An 18,825-nucleotide genomic window follows, 5' to 3' on the forward strand; every position below is an offset into this window, starting at 1 on the left:
CGCCGGTTTACCTATCCGTTTGGTCAGTACTGACCCGACTGCTGTTTTGTTAAGTTGAAGCACTTGTTGCCTCCCAGGTGAAGTGCGATGCAAAAGCACGGCGTTTTTCTCGGATTGCTGTTCTGCCTGCTAAGTGCCGCGTTCGACGTATACGTGGGCTTCGTCACGCAAACGCTTAACACGTTGCTGGTCATTTTCTATTGCTTTATAGCGTCTTCTGCGCTGTTCCTGGCAGTCGCGCTCTTTCATGACCCGGCTTCTTTTTGTTCCAGAGTCAAAGCCGATTGGGACCGCGTACTGGTAGTGAACGTCGCAGTTTTGCTCAACTGGGGCGGCCTGTTTTACGCCCTGCGTTATCTGGAGCCAGCCGTTGTTGGTGTCGCTTCGGTGGCCTGCGGTCCGGCGCTTACGTTGGTTATTTCCTGGTTCGATAAAAGCAGCGCGAAAGTTGCTTTTGCGGATGCGCTGATAGCGTGCCTGGTGCTCGCCTCAGTGGGGATCATGCTATCCAACTCCCTGGCGGGTGTGAGCGGTGTGGAAACCGCCACGATCGGGGAGCGTTTGCTCGGGGTCTCCAGTGTATTGATGTGCGCGCTGGGTACGGTGATGTACACGGTGTTTTCAAAGCGGATGTTTGCTCTGCAGTGGTCGGTTCATGAAATCCTGGCTGTCAGAAATATTGCGATGATCGTGGTGTGCCTGCTGGCGCTTCCTCTGACTGGCACAGGTTTTTACCTCGAGTCCGGGTTGATCGCGCCCATGGTGGTTCTGGTAGTCGCTGGGCATTTGCTGCCGATCTACCTGATCCAGAAAACCATCTATTGCCTCTCGCCGATCCACGTGTCCCTGGTGTTGCTGAGCCTTCCAGTGTTCGTGCTGTTACTCCAGTACCTGGACGATCGCGTGATTTTTTCGCTGGCCAGTGTCGCGTCCGTCTGCGTCATCGTGTTGTTGCTGTCGGGCCGGGCCTTATATGCAATGAGGAGGGAGGCAGCATGATCACGGTGGTCGTCGTGGATGGTTTTTCATCCGGGAAATGCGTAGCAAAAGGCTTGTTCGAGAGAGGCTGCAGATTGATGCATGTGGCGTCGTCAGCCAATCTCGATGACTACTACTATAGGGGCTTCGATCACTCGCTGTATGACCGCATGATTGTGCACACCGACGTCGTCACGACGCTCGCCAGCGTTGAGCATTTCGCGCCCCAGTTCATCATCGCCGGTGCCGAAACCGGTGTGCTGCTCGCCGATCAGTTGAACGAGCGCCTTCAGTTACCGTATCGGAATGACTTCGATAACACCCATGCCCGTCGAAACAAGTTCGCCATGATCGAAACGGTCGCCCATGCGCAATTGCCCGTAGCACGACAGTGCGTTGCCGACAGTTGGGCCCTTGCACATGCTTGGATCAACGCCCACGGGCGTTTTCCTGTGGTGGTCAAGCCGCTCGACAGCGCGGGGGCAGATGGGGTGTTTATCTGCGAGGATTTGCCGGCCTGCGAGGCGGCGGTGCAAACGCTGCTGGGCACGGTGAACCGGTTGAACGGCCGCAATACGCAGGTGTTGATTCAGGAGTATCTGGCCGGCCTGGAGTATGTGGTGAACATGGTTTCCGTCGATGGCCAGCAACTGGTCACCGAGGTGGTGCGCTATCAAAAACAGCGCGCCCCGAGAGGCGGCATTCTTTATGACATCGATGAACTGATCGGGCCAGACTCGCCACTCTATTTGCCGTTGTTGGAATACACCCGCGCCGTGGTGCAGTGCCTTGGCATCCGCAACGGCCCTAGCCACGCGGAAGTCATGTTCACCGACGAAGGGCCCAAACTGGTGGAAATCGCCGCGCGTACCGATGGCATTCTTCGTCCTGGCGTATCCCGTCAGACCACCGGGCTGGGGCAGATCGAGGCGGTGGTGTTGTCCATCACCGAACCCGAGGCATTCGCGCAGTTGCTGGCCAGGGACTTCGATTATCAGCGCCTGCAGCGTACTTACAATGTGTGCCTGATCAATCGCACTGAAGGCTACTTCCACAAGGCGCGGTTTGTGGAGGAACTGCTCAAGCTGGCGTCATTCTTTGAGGCGGTGTTCTACGTTGAGGAGGGACAACCCCTGAGCGCGACGCAAGATGTATTCAGCCAGCCAGGTACGGTGTACCTGGTACATGCTGATCCAGCAGTGATCGCTGCGGATTATCAGCGGATCCGATTGCTTGAGGCCCAAGGTATCTACCTCACCTCACACTGATACGTTGCTTTGAGTCTCTGTGCACCCTCTATACTGTCCCGCGACAATTTCCCAGGTGCTGCCAGCCGCTCAATACGGCTGGAGATATACGCAGAGGCTGTTTCAATGGCAGGCAGGTTGATCTATCTCATCGGCCCATCGGGTTCGGGCAAGGACAGCCTGTTGGAGGCCGCGCGTGCGCGTCTGGCCGAGCGCGGTTGCCGCATTGTGCGGCGCGTGATTACCCGCTCGGCGGAAGCGGTAGGCGAGGCGGCGCAAGGTGTGAGCCCCGAACAGTTCGCCGTAATGGAGGCGCAAGGGGCGTTTGCGCTTAGCTGGCAGGCCAATGGGTTGTGTTATGGCATTCCAAAGGTGATCGACGACTGGCTGGCGGCGGGGGAGGACGTGCTGGTCAATGGTTCGCGCGCGCACCTGGCGCTGACCCGCGAGCGCTATCCAACGTTGCTGGTGTTATTGCTGACCGTGGATCAGGCGGTGTTACGCGAACGTCTGGTGGCGCGGGGGCGGGAACTACTGGCGGATATTGAAAAGCGCCTGGCGCGTAATGCCCGGTTCACGGCGCAGATGCTGGCCGGTGACGGCGCGGGGCTTTTGCTGCTGGATAACTCCGGCCCGCTGGAACATACCGTGGAGCGTTTGCTGTGTTGCCTGGAGCAAGGGCATTCAGCCTGTGCATGAACGCCGGCAAGGCATCGGTAGTTTGAGCGGATGTATCCCGGCTAATGGGCAACGGGCGTAGTTCAAGGGCTGTTGGTGTGTAGCCGTTTGTTTTATTTCTGTGGATTCAAGCGCTTTTCAGCACGGTCGGTCTGTGTCCGATTGTGAGAAGTGTAATGGGGCTCTTCCTTTATTTAGCGCGCGTTACCCCGACAGCTCGCTGTTGCAGTGCGTAGCAAATCGGCACTTTCCGAAGGTTTGTCGGCATGGGACGTTAATAAATCGATGCCGATGGGTTCGGCTTGTTTATTAACCTGAGTGAGTGCACTGCCCCATGATTCATGCTGATCGAGTGGTCGCTAAACCCTCCCTTGAAACTTTGCCTATTTCCGACCCAGGCCCGTTCGGTGTGGGCGCCAACAACAAACCGACCTACACCACGGACCAGGCCGGTAAGCAAATCACCCGCGATAATCTGCGCTTTCACGACCGCAACAACGACAAGAGGCTTGAACTTTCCTACACCGTGGACCCGCAATTCAGCGCCGCGCAGCAACGCCGGGTGCGCCAGGCCGTACAGTCCTGGGAGGACGTGGCCAATATCACGTTCAAGGAGCGAGCAACGGCGGCCGACGGCACGGTCCACATCAAAAGAGACCCGCGTAGCGACCGTGGCGTCGCCACTTCACCCACGCGTTTCACCGCCAGTACCACGGCACGCATCGGCACGCTAAGGGAAAGCACTTCCCCGGCATTGGGCAGTCATTTTTCGCTGACTGCCGTGCATGAGATCGGTCATGCCATCGGTCTGCAGCACCCAGGCAACTACAACGGCGGTGGTGATTACCAGCGGGGCGCGGTGTATGCCGGAGACACCAAGGCGCGCAGTGTGATGAGTTACTGGTCGGAGAGGAACCAGGCGGGTCATGACTTCAACATGCTCAACCCCAGCGCGCCGATGATGGATGACATCGCTGCGGCCCAACGGCTGTACGGCGCTAATCACCAAACCCGCAATACCGACACCACCTATGGCTTCAATGCCAACTGCGAGCGCGAAGCCATGACCCTCAACAGCGCCTCCGACAAGCCCATCTTCTGCGTGTGGGATGGCGGGGGCGAAGACACCTTGGACTTTTCCGGATTTTCCCAGAACCAGAAGATCAATCTGAACGCCGAATCGTTTTCCGACGTGGGTGGCTTGAAGGGCAATGTGTCCATCGCCAAGGGCTGCACGGTCGAGAACGCCATCGGCGGTGCCGGGCGCGATGTGTTGATTGGCAACGAAGCCAGCAATCGGCTCAAGGGCGGGGCCGGTGCGGACACCCTGCGCGGTGGTGGCGGCGCGGATATTTTTTCCTACGACAAGGCCAGCGATTCCACGCCTCAACAACCGGATCTGATCGAGGATTTCACCAGTGGCACCGACAAGCTCGACGTATCCGGCGTGCTCAAGGAGGCCGGGTTGAGCGCCCTGGTATTCACTGAACGTTTCACCGGGCGTGCAGGCGAGGCTGTGCTCAAGCACGATGCGGCCACCGGCCGGTCAAGCCTGCAGATCGACCTGAAGGGCACCGGCAGTGGCGGTTTCCAGGTCAACAGCATCGGCAGGATCACCCCAGGGGATGTGCTGTGGAATGGGCAACAGCCGGAAGTCAAACCCCTCCCCAGGGTGGTGCCGCAACCGACACCCACGCCACCACCAAACGTGAACCCAGACAGCAACGCAACGTTCAGAGACGTGCTGGTCAAGGCGTTGACCCTGTTGATGCAATGGATGCAAAGCTTTCTTCAGTCATCGGGCGCCCGTGGCCAGCGCACCTGAATCTGGGTCAGCCGCTGCGCGTCAGGCCGCAGCCCGCGCCGGGGCCTGACGTGACGCACTGAGGAACCGAAGCAGCGCCACCAATGGAAACGCGCTGCCCACCAGCATCACCGCCAGCCAGCCGCCGTGTTCGTACACGCTGCTGGCAATCGCCGAGCCGAAGGCGCCGCCGATAAAGATGCTGGTCATATACAGCGCGTTCAGGCGGCTGCGGCTGTTGGCGTCCAGCGCGTAAATGGCCCGCTGGCCGAGGACCATGTTCATCTGCACGCAGAAGTCCAAAACCACACCGGTGACCGCCAGGCCGATCACGCTGTACAGCGGATGCACCAAGGCCGGCAGGAAGCTCAGCGCTGCGAACAGCATTGCCAGCAACGATGCGCGATGGGTGTGACCGGCATCGGCTAGGCGCCCGGCGATGGGCGCGGCGATGGCGCCGATGGCACCGACCAGCGCGAAAATCGCGATCTGGGTCTGGCTCAAGCCATGGTTGCGCACCAACTCCAGCGGGGCCGCGGTCCAGAACAAACTGAAGGTGGCGAACAGGCAACCCTGGTAAAAGGCGCGTTGGCGCAACAGCGGTTGTTCACGCAACAAGGTGCCCAGCGAGCGCAGCAGTGGGCCATAGCTGGCGCTGTGATCGGGTTGGCGTTTGGGGATGGTCAGCATCAGCACCACGCTGATAAACACCATCAACGCCGCCGCAGCCATAAACATCGCGCGCCAGCCGAAGTGATCGGCGACCACGCTGGACACCGGACGCGCCAACAAAATGCCCAACAGCAGCCCGCCCATGATGCTGCCGACCACCCGACCACGGGATTCAGCGGGCGCCAGGTGCGCGGCCAGGGGAATCAGGATCTGCACCGACACCGAGCTGAAGCCGATCAACAGCGACACCAGCAAGAACAGGTTCGGTTGCTCGGTAACCGCCGCGCCCAGCAGGCTGGCAATGGCCACCACCGTGGTGGCGATCATCAATTTGCGGTTTTCCAGCAAGTCTCCCAGGGGCACCAAAAAGAACAGGCCCAAGGCGTAGCCTATTTGCGTAAGGGACACAATCAGGCTGGCCATGGCGGGGGTGAGGCCAATATCCGGCGCGATCAGTTCGATGATCGGCTGCGCATAGTAGATATTGGCGACGATGGCGCCGCAGCAAAACGCAAACAGCATCACCATGCCTCGGGTCATGGTGCTCGTTGGGTGTGGGGTAGCGTTCATGGTGTTCTCATAAAAGCGAAGGAAGATGGCCTGCGAGGGTAAATGCAAGGCTCAGCGACGAGTAGGCCGCTTGGAATGATAGTACTTATGTCGGCTGATGATACATTCTGAAACATCTACCCAGCCCCCCGGGCAAAACCAATGTGGGAGGGGGCTACACAAGTCTCAAAGGCTGAAATAACTCTGCGGGTGGGGGCTTGCTGTGGTGATCGGGCTTGTCGAATCGTCGCACCGCCCGCGTTGGGCTGCGAAGCGGCCCCATTCCCGGCGATGTGGTTTTAGCTGACACACCGAGGTGCCTGGGTTTGGGGCTGCTTCGCAGCCCAGCGCGGGGCAAGCCCGCTCACCACAACAAGCCCCCTCCCACAGTTTTACTGCGTTTGTTCAGTTATTGACCGGAGTAGATCTGGTCAAACACACCACCATCATTGAAGTGGGTTTTCTGTACCGTGCGCCAGTCACCGAAGGTTTTTTCCACCGACAGGAAATCGACTTTGGGGAAGCGGTCGGTGTACTTGGCCAGCACCGCCGGGTCACGTGGGCGCAGGTAGTTGTTCGCGGCGATTTCCTGGCCTTGCGGCGACCACAGGTACTTCAGATAGTCCTCGGCGGCGGCGCGGGTGCCTTTTTTCTCGACCACTTTGTCCACCACCGACACCGGCGGCTCGGCTTCGGCGGATACGCTTGGGTAGATCACCTCGAACTGATCGCGGCCGAATTCACGGGCGATCATTTCCGCTTCGTTTTCAAAGGTCACCAGCACGTCGCCGATCTGGTTGGTCATGAACGTGGTGGTGGCGGCGCGGCCACCGGTGTCCAGCACGGGAGCTTGTTTGAACAGCTTGCCCACAAAGCTCTTGGCTTTCTCTTCGTCCCCGCCGTTCTTGAGTACATAGCCCCAGGCCGACAGGTAGGTGTAGCGGCCGTTGCCCGAGGTTTTCGGGTTGGGCACGATCACCTGCACGCCGTCCTTGAGCAGGTCGGGCCAATCTTTCAGGGCTTTGGGGTTGCCTTTGCGCACGATAAACACCGTGGCTGAGGTGAACGGAGCGCTGTTGTTCGGCAAGCGCGTGACCCAGTTGTCCGGCACCAGTTTGCCGTTGTCCGCCAGGGCATTGATGTCGGTGGCCATGTTCATGGTGATCACGTCAGCCGGTAGGCCGTCGATCACCGAGCGTGCCTGTTTGCTTGAACCTCCAAAGGACATCTGCAAGGTCAGCTTGTCGTCTGGGTGCTCGGCGTCCCAGTGTTTCTGGAAAGCCGCGTTGTAGTCCTTGTAGAAATCGCGCATCACATCGTAGGACACGTTCAGCAGCGTGACGGGGGCGGCTTGCACGGCACTCGCCAGGGCAATTCCGGCGGCCAGGAGGGAGGCGCTAAGGCGTTTTTTCACTGCTCATTCCTTGTTGTTCGAGAAGAGGGGACAGGCACAATGCCAGCGACTATAGCCGGGGCCGCATAGTCGCTTAAAGATTAAAAAGAACTTTGCTTATTCCACTTTCTTAAACAGATTGCTGCCACAGCGCGAACAGAATGCCGCATTGGGTTCGTGGGTGTTTTTCTGGCACACCGGGCAGTCGGTCTGCAGCTGTTCGCCGCGCATGGCACTGGCCAGTTCGGCGGTGAAAATCCCGGTGGGCACGGCGATGATTGAGTAACCGGTGATCATCACCAGCGACGAAATCACCTGACCCAGTGGGGTCTTGGGCACGATATCGCCAAAGCCGACAGTGGTCAGGGTCACGATGGCCCAGTAGATGCCCTTGGGAATGCTGGTAAACCCGTGTTCCGGGCCTTCGATCACATACATCAGGGTGCCGAACACGGTCACCAGGGTGCACACGCTGACCAGGAACACCACGATTTTCTGCTTGCTGCCGCGCAGCGCCGACATCAGGTAATTGGCTTGCTTGAGGTAGGGGCTGAGCTTGAGCACGCGGAAGATCCGCAACATACGGATGATGCGGATAATCAGCAGGTACTGCGCGTCGCTGTAATACAGGGCAAGGATGCCAGGCACGATGGCCAGCAAATCCACCAACCCATAAAAGCTGAACGCATAGCGCAACGGCTTGGGCGAGCAGTACAGGCGCAGGCCGTACTCGATGGCGAAGATCAGGGTGAAGCCCCATTCGATATAGGCCAGCACGTCGGCGTAGTTCTGGTGCACTTGGTCGATGCTGTCGAGCATCACGATCACCAGGCTGGCCAGAATGATCAGCAGCAAGATCCCGTCAAACCGCCGCCCGGCCACGGTGTCGCTTTGGAAAACCATGACGTAGAGACGCTGACGCCAATCGTTGTTGCTGTCCATAAATCCTGCCCGAGTCGATTTTCGAGCAAGCCTAGGGGGATTCGAAGGGGCTGTCCATGCGCGGTTTCCGAAGCATCCTGCGGCTGGCGAGCACCAGCCAGCACGCGAGGATAAACGGCGCGGTCAGTACCGGCAGGTGCAGGGCGGCGAAGCCCGGCGTCAGCAGGATCGCCAGCAGGATACCGGCCAGGGGCAGCCAGGCCCGACGACTGATCTGGCTCAACGCCAGGGCTGCCAGCGCTGGGTTGTAGCTGTGCAGGCCGAGCAGGGCTTGTGTGGTTTCACCCAACCCCAGGGCGAACAATGCGCCGCTGCCGGCACCGATGAACGCCCACAACACGGCGCGCCGATTGGCCAGCCACAGGCCCAATGCAATCAGGCCGCCGGCCAGTGGCTGATCCAGCAACATGACCTGGGCCAGGCCGGTGAAAGGCGCGCTGAACAGGCCGAAGGCGTCGGCGCTGAGCGTGGCCGCCTCGCCGGGCGTCGCGCGGCCCAGCAGCAGCCAACCTAGACCGACAAAAGGCGCGGTGTAGGCCGGCAAGTCATCGGTCTGGCTGGCGTGTTTCAACCATTGCCGCGTGAGCATAGCGCTGACGCCGCCGCCCGCCAGGATCAATGGCGGCAGCAACGCCGTCCACGGCAAGTGCTGGCTGATCAGCAACCCCAGCAGCACGCCGTTGTAGCTATACAAACCGGCCTGGCGCTCGGCTTTGGGATAGCCGCGGCGCTGGGCCGTGAGCAAACCGGCGACGCCACCGAGTAACGCACCGCCGAACAACGCCGGGGCACTGATCAGGATCGCCAGCAGGCACAGCAGGCCGCACAGAGGATGGCGTTGCAGGAAAATCTGGCTGAAGCCGTTGAGCAACGCTTCGGCCCAGTCGGGGCAGGTTGGGTTGTGCATGGTGGGTATTCAGTTGGACTGGGGTGAAACCCATCGGGGGCAAGCCCCCTCCCACACTTGATTGGGTTCACAAAGTCATAGCTGTGAATGCAGTCCAATGTGGGAGGGGGCTTGCCCCCGATGGGGCCGCTACAGACGCTAGATCAACACCTCTATGCGCAGCGAGTTGGTCGACCCCGGCTGCCCGAACGGCACCCCGGCAGTAATCACCAACGTATCCCCACGCTCTGCCATACCCTGGGCCTGGGCAATCTCCAGCGCCGTCGAACACACCTCATCGACCTGACGCAGCCGATCGTTGACCACCGAATGCACGCCCCACGCTACGCTCAAGCGCCGCGCGGTGGACAGGTTCGGCGTCAGGTTGAGGATCGGCGCCACCGGTCGTTCCCGCGCCGCGCGCAGGGTGGAGCTGCCGGACTCGCTGTAGTTCACCAGCACCGCCACCGGCAGGATGTTGCTGATGCGGCGGATCGCGCAGCTGATGGCGTCCGATACTGTGGCTTCCGCTTTGGGCCGGTTGACCTCCAGTTGCGTCTGGTAGTCCGGGCCGTTTTCCACTTGGCGGATGATCTTGCTCATCATCTGCACGGCTTCTAACGGGTAGTCGCCCGACGCGGTTTCCGCCGACAGCATCACCGCATCCGCGCCTTCGGCCACGGCGTTGGCCACATCGGTGACTTCGGCGCGGGTCGGCGCCGGGGAGAAACGCATGGATTCGAGCATCTGCGTGGCCACCACCACCGGTTTGCCCAACTCGCGGCAGGTGCGAATGATGGTTTTCTGGATCTGCGGCACGCTCTCGGCCGGCACCTCCACCCCCAAGTCACCCCGGGCCACCATGATCGCATCGCTCAGGTGGGCGATTTCACGCAGGTGCTGCACGGCCGAGGGCTTCTCGATCTTGGCCATCAAGAACGCCCGATCACCGATCAGCTCGCGGGCCTCGCGGATATCTTCCGGGCGCTGCACGAACGACAGCGCCACCCAGTCCACACCCAGTTCCAGGCCGAAGCTCAGGTCGCGACGATCCTTGGCGGTGAGGGGGCTCAGTTCCAACAGCGCTTGTGGGACGTTCACACCTTTGCGGTCGGACAATTCGCCGCCGTTCAGCACCGTGGTGTCGATGGCATCCTTGTGTTTGCTGACCACCCGCAGGCGCAGTTTGCCGTCGTCGAGCAACAGGTCCATGCCCGGTTCCAGGGCCGCGATGATTTCCGGGTGGGGCAGGTTGACCCGGCGCTCATTCCCCGGGGTTTCGTCCAAGTCCAGGCGCAGCGCCTGGCCGCGCACCAGTTGCACGCAGCCGTCGGCAAAACGCCCGACCCGCAGCTTCGGCCCTTGCAGGTCCATGAGGATGCCCAACGGATAGTTGAGCTGGCGCTCCACCTGACGGATCCACTGGTAGCGCTGGGCGTGATCGGCGTGCTCGCCGTGGCTGAAGTTGAGGCGGAAGATATTCACTCCGGCCTCCACCAGCTCGCGGATGTCATCGATACCGTCGATGGCCGGGCCCAGGGTGGCGAGGATTTTGACCTTTTTGTCAGGCGTCATGGTGGGCAGTCTCAAGGATCAGGATGGCGCGGAAGTCGTTGACGTTGGTGCGCGTGGGCTCGGTGACGATCAACCCGTCGAGGGCGGCGAAATAGCCGTAGCCGTTGTTGTTATCCAACTCGTCGCTGGCCGACAGGCCGAGGGCTTCGGCGCGCGCGTAACTGCACGGGGTCATGATCGCGCCGGCGTTGTCTTCGGAGCCGTCGATGCCGTCGGTGTCACCGGCCAGTGCGTACACGCCGGGCAGTCCCTTGAGGCTATCGGTGAGGCTCAGCAGGAACTCTGCGTTGCGCCCGCCACGGCCGTCGCCGCGTACGGTCACGGTAGTTTCGCCGCCGGACAGGATCACGCACGGCGCCGCCAGCGGCTGGCCATGCTGCACGATCTGCCGGGCGATACCGGCATGCACCTTGGCCACGTCCCGCGCTTCACCTTCCAGATCGCCGAGGATCAGCGGGCTGAAACCGGCCTGGCGCACTTTCACCGCCACCGCTTCAAGGGATTGCTGCGGGCGGGCGATCAATTGGAAATGGCTGCGGGCAAGCACCGGGTCGCCGGGCTTGACGGTTTCCGACGCCGGGTTCTGCAACCAGCTGCGCACCGAGGCGGGCGCGTCGATGCGGTAGCGCTTGAGGATCGCCAGCGCCTGTTGCGACGTGCTCGGGTCGCCGACGGTGGGGCCGGAGGCGATCACCGTGGCCTGGTCGCCCGGCACATCGGAAATCGCGTAGGTGTACACCGTGGCCGGCCACGCGGCCCTGGCCAGACGCCCGCCCTTGATCGCCGAGAGGTGCTTGCGCACGCAGTTCATCTCGCCGATGGACGCGCCGGACTTGAGCAGGGCTTTGTTGATGGCCTGTTTGTCGGCCAGGCTGATGCCTTCGGCGGGCAGAGCCAGCAAGGCTGAGCCGCCGCCGGAGAGCAGGAAGATCACACGATCGTCTTCGCCCAGGTTGCTGATCAACGCCAGCACGCGCTGGGCTACCGCCAGGCCGGCGGCATCGGGCACCGGGTGCGCGGCTTCGACCACTTCGATTTTCTTGCAAGGAGCCCCGTGGCCGTAGCGGGTAACCACCAGGCCGGTGACTTCGCCTTGCCAGCAATTTTCGACCACGAGCGCCATGGCGGCGGCCGCCTTGCCGGCACCGATCACGATCACACGGCCGCTACGGTCGGCGGGCAGATAGGGTTCAAGGACTTGCCGGGGGTGGGCGGCGTCGATGGCTGTGGCAAACAGCTCGCGAAGCAGGTGTTGCGGATCGACCGACATAAGCGGGCTCCCGGATATTTTTGTTATTAGACGTGCAGCTATTTCAGCCTTGGCCTAGGAATAGGCCCTACTTTGAAATGGAGCCACCTGTGGGAGGGGGCTTGCCCCCGATAGCGGTCTATCCGCTACAGAAGACATGCTCTCGGGAGCAAGCCCCTCTCACATTTGATCAAGGCATTACTGATCGCGAATCGAGAAATTCGCCATATGCTCCAAGCCCTTGATCAGCGCCGAATGGTCCCAATTCCCGCCCCCCAGCGCATTACAGGTGCTGAACACCTGCTGAGTACCGGCAGTGTTCGGCAGGTTGATCCCCAGTTCTTTGGCTCCGGCCAGGGCCAGGTTCAAATCCTTCTGGTGCAGGTTGATGCGGAAGCCCGGATCGAAGGTGCCCTTGATCATGCGTTCGCCGTGTACTTCAAGGATTTTCGACGAAGCAAAACCGCCCATCAGCGCTTCGCGCACCTTGGCTGGGTCGGCCCCGTTTTTGGCGGCGAACAGCAACGCTTCGGCCACCGCCTGGATGTTCAGCGCCACAATGATCTGATTGGCGACCTTGGCGGTCTGGCCATCGCCATTACCGCCCACCAACGTGATGTTCTTGCCCATGGCTTGGAACAGCGGCAGGGCGCGCTCAAAGGTCTGTGGCTCGCCACCGATCATGATGCTCAAAGTACCGGCCTTGGCGCCGACTTCACCGCCGGACACCGGCGCATCGAGGTACTGCGCGCCGTGCTCGTTGATCTTGGCGGCAAAGGACTTGGTGGCGGTGGGCGAGATCGAACTCATGTCGATCACCACCTTGTTCGGCGACAGCCCGGCGGCCACGCCGTCGGTACGGAACAACACGTCCTCGACCTGTGGGGTGTCCGGCACCATGACGATGATGAACTCGGCTTCCTGAGCCACTTGTTGCGGGCTGGCCAGCGCCACGGCGCCGGCGTCGATCAGTGCTTGCGGGGCCTTGCCGTGGTGCTCGGAGAGGAACAGTTGATGACCTGCTTTTTGCAGGTTGGCGGCCATGGGTTGGCCCATGATGCCGGTGCCGATAAAGCCGATTTTAGCCATGATGAAATCCTCTTGTTATGTGGAAGGGGGGCTTGCCCCCGATGACGGTGTGCCAGGCAAAACAGTGTTGACTGAGCTGCCGCTATCGGGTGCAAGCCTCCTCCCACAGGGTTTTGAGCCAGCCAAGACCCGCTTCGGTGGTGGTCAACGGCTTGTATTCACAGCCGACCCAACCCGTGTAACCAATCCGGTCCAGATGCTCGAACAGGAAGCGATAGTTGATCTCCCCGGTCCCCGGCTCGTTGCGCCCCGGGTTGTCCGCCAGCTGGATGTGATTGATCTCACCCAGGTGCGCGGCCATGGTGCGGGCCAGGTCACCTTCCATGATTTGCATGTGGTAGATGTCGTATTGCAGGAACAGATTGTCACTGCCCACCCGCTCGCGGATCGCCAGGGCCTGAGCGGTGTTGTTCAGGTAGAAGCCCGGGATGTCGCGGATGTTGATCGCTTCCATCACCAGTTTGATGCCCGCCGCTTTCAGTTTGTCGGCGGCGTACTTGAGGTTGGCGACGAAGGTGTCTTCCAACTGTTGGTCGTCGACACCGGCGGGGCGAATACCGGCCAGGCAGTTGATTTGCGTATTGCCCAGCACCTGGGCATAGGCGATGGCCAACGTGACCCCGGCGCGGAATTCCTCGACCCGGTCCGGATGGCACGCCAGGCCGCGCTCGCCGTTGGCCCAGTCACCCGCCGGCAGGTTGAACAACACTTGAGTCAGGCCATGGGCGTCCAGTTGCGCCTTGATCTCGGCAGAGCTGAACTCGTAAGGGAACAGGTACTCCACCCCCTGAAAACCGGCATCGGCGGCCGCTTTGAAGCGAGCGAGAAAGTCCTGTTCGGTGAACAGCATGGACAGGTTGGCGGCAAAGCGCGGCATAGGGTTCTCCTTAATCGAGCAGGGAAATGGCAGTCGGCGCATCGTTGCCGACCAGGGCCAGGTCTTCGAATTCGTTGACGGCGTTGATCTCGGTGCCCATGGAAATATTGGTCACCCGCTCCAGAATAATCTCAACGATCACCGGCACCTTGAATTCTTCGATCATGGCCTCGGCCTGGCGTAAGGCCGGCGCGATCTGGCTGGGTTCGAACACGCGCAGGGCCTTGCAACCCAGGCCTTCGGCGACGGCCACGTGGTCCACGCCATAGCCATTGAGTTCCGGGGCGTTGAGGTTGTCGAAAGACAGCTGCACGCAGTAGTCCATTTCAAAGCCACGCTGGGCCTGGCGGATCAGACCCAGGTAGGAATTGTTCACCACCACATGGATGTACGGCAGTTTGAACTGCGCGCCCACCGCCAGCTCTTCGATCATGAACTGGAAGTCGTAGTCGCCGGACAACGCCACTACTTTGCGGCTCGGGTCGGCCTTGACCACCCCCAGCGCCGCCGGAATCGTCCAGCCCAGCGGGCCGGCCTGGCCGCAATTGATCCAATGGCGCGGCTTGTAGACGTGCAGGAACTGCGCGCCGGCGATCTGCGACAGGCCGATGGTGCTGACGTAGCAGGTGTCTTTGCCGAACACCTGGTTCATCTCTTCGTACACCCGTTGCGGCTTGACCGGCACCGCATCGAAGTGAGTCTTGCGCTGCAAGGTGGCCTTGCGTTGCTGGCAATCATGCAGCCAGGCGCTGCGGTCCTTGAGCTTGCCGGCGGCTTTCCATTCGCGGGCCACTTCAATGAACATCGTCAGGGCAGAGCCGGCGTCGGACACGATGCCCAAGTCCGGTGTGAAAACGCGGCCGATCTGTGTCGGCTCGATGTCCACGTGGATGAATTTACGGCCTTCGGTGTACACCTCGACCGAACCGGTGTGGCGGTTAGCCCAGCGGTTACCGATGCCCAGCACCACGTCGGACTTGAGCATGGTCGCGTTGCCGTAACGGTGCGAGGTTTGCAGACCGACCATGCCCACCATCAGCGGGTGATCGTCGGGGATCGTGCCCCAACCCATCAGAGTCGGGATCACCGGGATGCCGGTCAGTTCGGCGAACTCCACCAGCAGCTCGCTGGCGTCGGCGTTGATCACGCCGCCGCCGCTGACCAACAGCGGGCGTTCCGCCTGGTCGAGCAGGGCCAGGGCTTTCTCCACCTGTACGCGAGTGGCCAGAGGCTTGGCCAGGGGCAGTGGCTGATAAGCGTCAATGTCGAACTCGATCTCAGCCATTTGCACGTCGAACGGCAGGTCGATCAACACCGGGCCGGGGCGGCCGGAGCGCATTTCATAAAAGGCTTTCTGGAACGCGTAGGGCACCTGACCGGGTTCGAGCACAGTGGTTGCCCATTTAGTCACCGGCTTGACGATGCTGGTGATGTCCACGGCCTGGAAATCTTCCTTGTGCATGCGGGCACGGGGCGCTTGGCCGGTGATGCACAGGATCGGGATCGAGTCGGCCGAGGCGCTGTAGAGGCCGGTGACCATGTCGGTGCCCGCCGGGCCCGACGTGCCGATGCACACACCGATATTGCCAGCTTTGGTGCGGGTGTAACCCTCGGCCATGTGCGAGGCGCCTTCAACGTGGCGAGCAAGGACGTGATCGATGCCACCCACTTTCTGCAAAGCCGAATACAGCGGGTTGATTGCGGCGCCGGGGATACCGAAGGCAGTGTCCACACCTTCACGGCGCATCACCAGGACGGCGGCTTCGATTGCTCTCATTTTGCTCATGATTTTGGTGCCTCTTGCGTTTTGTAATTGTATACAAGTGGTATCTGTCCAAAGTGTATTCACGGCGAGCAGTGCAGGTCAACGCATTTTATTCGTGACCGATTGTGCTCGCCAGAACGCATTTTTTCGACGTGTGGTGGGTTTGTGCGAAAATATTGTATACAAAATAGTAACTCATTGTGTTCTATTTGTGCGATCGAGCATCTGATCAATCAGACCTCCATCGCTTTCCCAATAACAAAAGAAGGACGGCACCATGAGCGCTTTAACCTTGAAAACCGCCACTCAACTCGCCAGTCAGGCCCTTACAGCGGGCCGTATGATTGGCGCCGCGCCCCTGACCATCGCAGTGCTCGACAGCGGCGGCCATTTGATCACCCTGCAACGCGAAGACGGCGCCAGCCTGCTGCGCCCGCAGATCGCCATCGGCAAGGCTTGGGGCGCGATTGCGCTGGGCAAGGGTTCGCGCCTGCTGGCGCTGGACGCGCAACAACGCCCAGCGTTTATCGCAGCGCTGAACAGCCTGGGGCAGGGCAGCGTGGTGCCGGCGCCGGGTGGCGTGTTGATTCGCGATCAGGACGGTGGGGTGCTGGGAGCGATCGGGATCAGTGGGGATACGTCGGATATTGACGAGCAGTGTGCGATCACGGCGATCGAGGGGGTGGGGTTAATGGCGGATGCGGGGGTGTCGGCTTGAACAGTGTGTGACTTTCAGGGCCCCATCGTGGGCAAGCCCCCTCCCACAATGTTGATTGTGAGAGCGGGCTTGCCCACGATGGGCACCGGCTCTGCGGTGTATCAGTCCGGCTCACAGCCCTTGAGCACCAACCGGATAATGGTCTGCGCCGCCGCTTCATAATCGGCTTCATCCAGCTTGGCCTTGCCGGTCACCGCGGAAATCTGCCAGTCGAAATCGGCATAGGTCTGCGTCGCGGCCCAGATGCTGAACATCAGGTGGTTGGGGTCGATTGGCGCGATCAATCCGCGATCCACCCAGCTCTGGATGCAGTCGATATTGTGCTTGGCCTGGGCGTTGAGCTGCTCGACCTGTTCGGCGCTCAGGTGCGGGGCGCCGTGCATGATTTCACTGGCGAACACCTTGGAGGCGAAGGGCAGGTCGCGGGAGATGCGGATTTTCGAGCGGATGTAATTGCTCAGCACCACCGCCGGCTCACCCTCGGGGTTGAACGGCGTGGACGCAGCCAGGATCGGCTCGATAATGCTTTCGAGCACCTCGCGGTAGAGGTTGTCCTTGGATTTGAAGTAGTAGTAGACGTTGGGCTTGGGCAGCCCGGCCTTGGCGGCGATGTCGCTGGTTTTGGTCGCGGCGAAGCCCTTGTCGGCAAACTCCTCGCTGGCCGCCCGCAGGATTTTTTCTTTGTTGCGCTCGCGAATGGTGCTCATAAACCAGGGTTTTCCTTGCCAGTGCAGGCGGTCGGGCATGGTAGCACCGGCTATCCGCGAGCCTCAACAATGTGTCCGCAACGCCTTGCGCCGCGCTATGCTCGCGTCATCTTTTCTCTTACGGAAGTGCGTTTCATGGCAGGAAGCAGTTTGTTGGTGTTGATCGACGATATCGCCACGGTACTCGACGATGTCGCTCTGATGACAAAGATGGCCGCGAAGAAAACCGCCGGCGTGCTCGGCGACGACTTGGCGCTCAATGCCCAGCAGGTGTCCGGTGTGCGCGCCGAGCGGGAAATACCGGTGGTGTGGGCGGTGGCTAAGGGCTCGTTTATCAACAAATTGATCCTGGTGCCCACCGCGCTGTTGATCAGCGCCTTCGTCCCCTGGGCGGTCACCCCTTTGTTGATGCTGGGCGGTGCTTTTCTGTGTTTCGAGGGCTTCGAGAAACTGGCCCATAAATTTCTGCACAGCAAGGCCGAAGACCAGGCCGAGCATGAGCAGTTGACCAAGGCCGTAGCAGACCCGGCCACCGACCTGGTGGCCTTTGAAAAGGACAAGATCAAAGGCGCGGTGCGTACCGACTTCATTCTTTCGGCCGAGATCATCGCGATCACCCTCGGCACTGTGGCCGCTGCGCCGTTGATGCAGCAGGTGGTTGTGCTGTCGGGCATTGCGATTGTCATGACCATCGGCGTCTATGGGCTGGTGGCGGGCATCGTCAAGCTGGACGACCTGGGCCTGTGGCTAAGCCAGAAACCCGGCCAGATGGCCCGCAGCGTCGGTGGCGCCATCCTGCGCGCGGCGCCGTACATGATGAAGAGCCTGTCGGTGATCGGCACGGCGGCGATGTTCATGGTGGGCGGCGGCATCCTGACCCATGGCGTGCCGGTGGTGCATCACTGGATCGAGACGGTCAGCCAGAGCACGGGCGCCGTGGCGTGGTTGATGCCGACGCTGCTTAACGCGGTGGCGGGAATTATTGCCGGGGCGATTGTGCTGGCGCTGGTGTCGACCGCAAGCAAGCTGTGGCGAGTCGTGAAGGCATGAGTTCAGCGCCCCCACGCGCTTGCTGCAGAGTCAGGTTATTGCAACGCTGCGTAACCCTTTACGCTGAACGCCTTGAGTAGCTGCGCTTCGGAACCTGCCGAAACACTGCCGAATTGACCAAACCCCTGCAGGTGTTGATCGTGCAGTTGCGAAGCGTCCTGCCGTTTGAGTCCTTCGCGTGCATCTACGTAGTTAGCTACTTCTGCCAGGTTATAGGCGGCGTTCGCGCGTGATTCGGGATTGGTGTTGGCGGCGCTCCAATCGCCGGTCTGTTGCTTGAGCTGGTTGAGAAAATCGCTTGAGAAAGCCCCGTCTTGTTTGAGCACATCTTTCAGAATCGGGTTGTCTTTGAAAATCTCTTGCGCGCTGCGGTTATCGCCGGCAGGCCGGCCATAAGCCCCGCGTGGGGTGCTCACGTCAACGTGGGCTGATGCCTCAGGGGCGGTTGCCGGTGCGAAGGAAGGGGTTGGCGCGAAGGTGTTGAGGGCGTTAACGGATAGCGTCATAGGGAAGGTCCACTGCAAAGTTCAAGGTTGGTAACAGAGCCCTGGCCGGATATTTGTCAGGCCAGTCTGGTCGTGATACCGAACTTTGCGTGGCGAATCGGTAAGAAAGGTTCCAACCCATGTCATTGCAGCCATGACCG

General features: G+C 60.9%; 17 protein-coding genes. 6 read left to right on the top strand and 11 right to left on the bottom strand.

Features of this window, described 5'->3' with window-relative positions; translation table 11 throughout:
- Positions 1-87 precede the first annotated feature (87 nt).
- The 4 genes from FIV35_RS12685 (at position 88) to FIV35_RS12700 (ending at position 4,728) form a co-directional block, all read left to right on the top strand.
- Positions 88-999 (top strand): EamA family transporter, encoded by a 912-nt coding sequence (locus tag FIV35_RS12685; protein WP_034137545.1) that lies wholly within the window; start codon positions 88-90, stop codon positions 997-999.
- Positions 996-2,246 (top strand): ATP-grasp domain-containing protein, encoded by a 1,251-nt coding sequence (locus FIV35_RS12690; RefSeq protein WP_034137546.1) that lies wholly within the window; start codon positions 996-998, stop codon positions 2,244-2,246. Before FIV35_RS12685 ends, FIV35_RS12690 begins: the two co-directional genes overlap by 4 nt.
- Before the next feature lie 105 nt (positions 2,247-2,351).
- Complete coding sequence (phnN, locus tag FIV35_RS12695) at positions 2,352-2,924, top strand: phosphonate metabolism protein/1,5-bisphosphokinase (PRPP-forming) PhnN (protein WP_034137547.1); 573 nt, start codon at positions 2,352-2,354, stop codon at positions 2,922-2,924.
- Positions 2,925-3,237: 313 nt separating this feature from the next.
- On the top strand, positions 3,238-4,728 hold the full coding sequence (locus FIV35_RS12700) for a M10 family metallopeptidase C-terminal domain-containing protein (RefSeq protein WP_034137548.1): 1,491 nt from the start codon (positions 3,238-3,240) through the stop codon (positions 4,726-4,728).
- A gap of 21 nt (positions 4,729-4,749) precedes the next feature.
- Here the strand turns inward: FIV35_RS12700 and FIV35_RS12705 are convergent, their stop codons facing one another.
- The 9 genes from FIV35_RS12705 to gcl all read right to left on the bottom strand — a co-directional run bounded on the left by FIV35_RS12705 (position 4,750) and on the right by gcl (position 15,725).
- On the bottom strand, positions 4,750-5,949 hold the full coding sequence (locus FIV35_RS12705) for an MFS transporter (RefSeq protein WP_034137549.1): 1,200 nt from the start codon (positions 5,947-5,949) through the stop codon (positions 4,750-4,752).
- A 388-nt stretch (positions 5,950-6,337) separates the two neighbouring features.
- Complete coding sequence (locus FIV35_RS12710) at positions 6,338-7,342, bottom strand: sulfate ABC transporter substrate-binding protein (protein WP_034137550.1); 1,005 nt, start codon at positions 7,340-7,342, stop codon at positions 6,338-6,340.
- Between the two features lie 96 nt (positions 7,343-7,438).
- Entirely contained in the window at positions 7,439-8,263 is an 825-nt protein-coding gene (locus FIV35_RS12715) for an ion transporter (protein ID WP_034096645.1), read from the bottom strand.
- Positions 8,264-8,294: 31 nt separating this feature from the next.
- Positions 8,295-9,170, bottom strand: coding sequence for an urea transporter (locus FIV35_RS12720; RefSeq protein WP_034137551.1), 876 nt, complete (start codon positions 9,168-9,170; stop codon positions 8,295-8,297).
- A 138-nt stretch (positions 9,171-9,308) separates the two neighbouring features.
- Positions 9,309-10,724 carry a pyruvate kinase gene (gene pyk, locus FIV35_RS12725; RefSeq protein ID WP_034137552.1) on the bottom strand — a complete coding sequence of 472 codons (1,416 nt, stop codon included), beginning with the start codon at positions 10,722-10,724 and terminating at the stop codon, positions 9,309-9,311.
- A complete protein-coding gene (locus FIV35_RS12730) occupies positions 10,714-11,994 on the bottom strand; it encodes a glycerate kinase type-2 family protein (RefSeq protein ID WP_034137553.1) in 1,281 nt (426 codons plus the stop codon). The genes pyk and FIV35_RS12730 overlap by 11 nt, the downstream gene beginning before the upstream one ends.
- 177 nt (positions 11,995-12,171) lie before the next feature.
- Positions 12,172-13,062, bottom strand: a complete 891-nt coding sequence (locus tag FIV35_RS12735; protein WP_034096649.1) for a 2-hydroxy-3-oxopropionate reductase — start codon at positions 13,060-13,062, stop codon at positions 12,172-12,174.
- A gap of 82 nt (positions 13,063-13,144) precedes the next feature.
- Positions 13,145-13,939, bottom strand: a complete 795-nt coding sequence (gene hyi / locus FIV35_RS12740) for a hydroxypyruvate isomerase (protein ID WP_034137554.1) — start codon at positions 13,937-13,939, stop codon at positions 13,145-13,147.
- Positions 13,940-13,949: 10 nt separating this feature from the next.
- Entirely contained in the window at positions 13,950-15,725 is a 1,776-nt protein-coding gene (gcl, locus tag FIV35_RS12745) for a glyoxylate carboligase (RefSeq protein WP_034096651.1), read from the bottom strand.
- Between the two features lie 256 nt (positions 15,726-15,981).
- Here gcl and FIV35_RS12750 point away from each other — a divergent pair, with 256 nt between their 5' ends.
- Positions 15,982-16,422 carry a GlcG/HbpS family heme-binding protein gene (locus FIV35_RS12750; protein WP_034137555.1) on the top strand — a complete coding sequence of 147 codons (441 nt, stop codon included), beginning with the start codon at positions 15,982-15,984 and terminating at the stop codon, positions 16,420-16,422.
- Positions 16,423-16,523: 101 nt separating this feature from the next.
- Here FIV35_RS12750 and FIV35_RS12755 read toward each other — a convergent pair whose 3' ends face one another.
- Entirely contained in the window at positions 16,524-17,129 is a 606-nt protein-coding gene (locus FIV35_RS12755; protein WP_034096653.1) for a TetR/AcrR family transcriptional regulator, read from the bottom strand.
- Positions 17,130-17,264: 135 nt separating this feature from the next.
- Between FIV35_RS12755 and FIV35_RS12760 the strand changes: the two genes are divergently transcribed.
- Positions 17,265-18,179: a DUF808 domain-containing protein gene (locus FIV35_RS12760; protein ID WP_034112708.1), complete on the top strand. Its 915-nt coding sequence runs from the start codon at positions 17,265-17,267 to the stop codon at positions 18,177-18,179.
- A 35-nt stretch (positions 18,180-18,214) separates the two neighbouring features.
- Here FIV35_RS12760 and FIV35_RS12765 read toward each other — a convergent pair whose 3' ends face one another.
- A complete protein-coding gene (locus FIV35_RS12765; RefSeq protein ID WP_146374985.1) occupies positions 18,215-18,685 on the bottom strand; it encodes a hypothetical protein in 471 nt (156 codons plus the stop codon).
- Between the last annotated feature and the right edge of the window lie 140 nt (positions 18,686-18,825).

Origin of the sequence: Pseudomonas rhodesiae, assembly GCF_007858255.1 — a bacterium.
Taxonomy (GTDB): Bacteria; Pseudomonadota; Gammaproteobacteria; order Pseudomonadales; family Pseudomonadaceae; genus Aquipseudomonas; species Aquipseudomonas rhodesiae.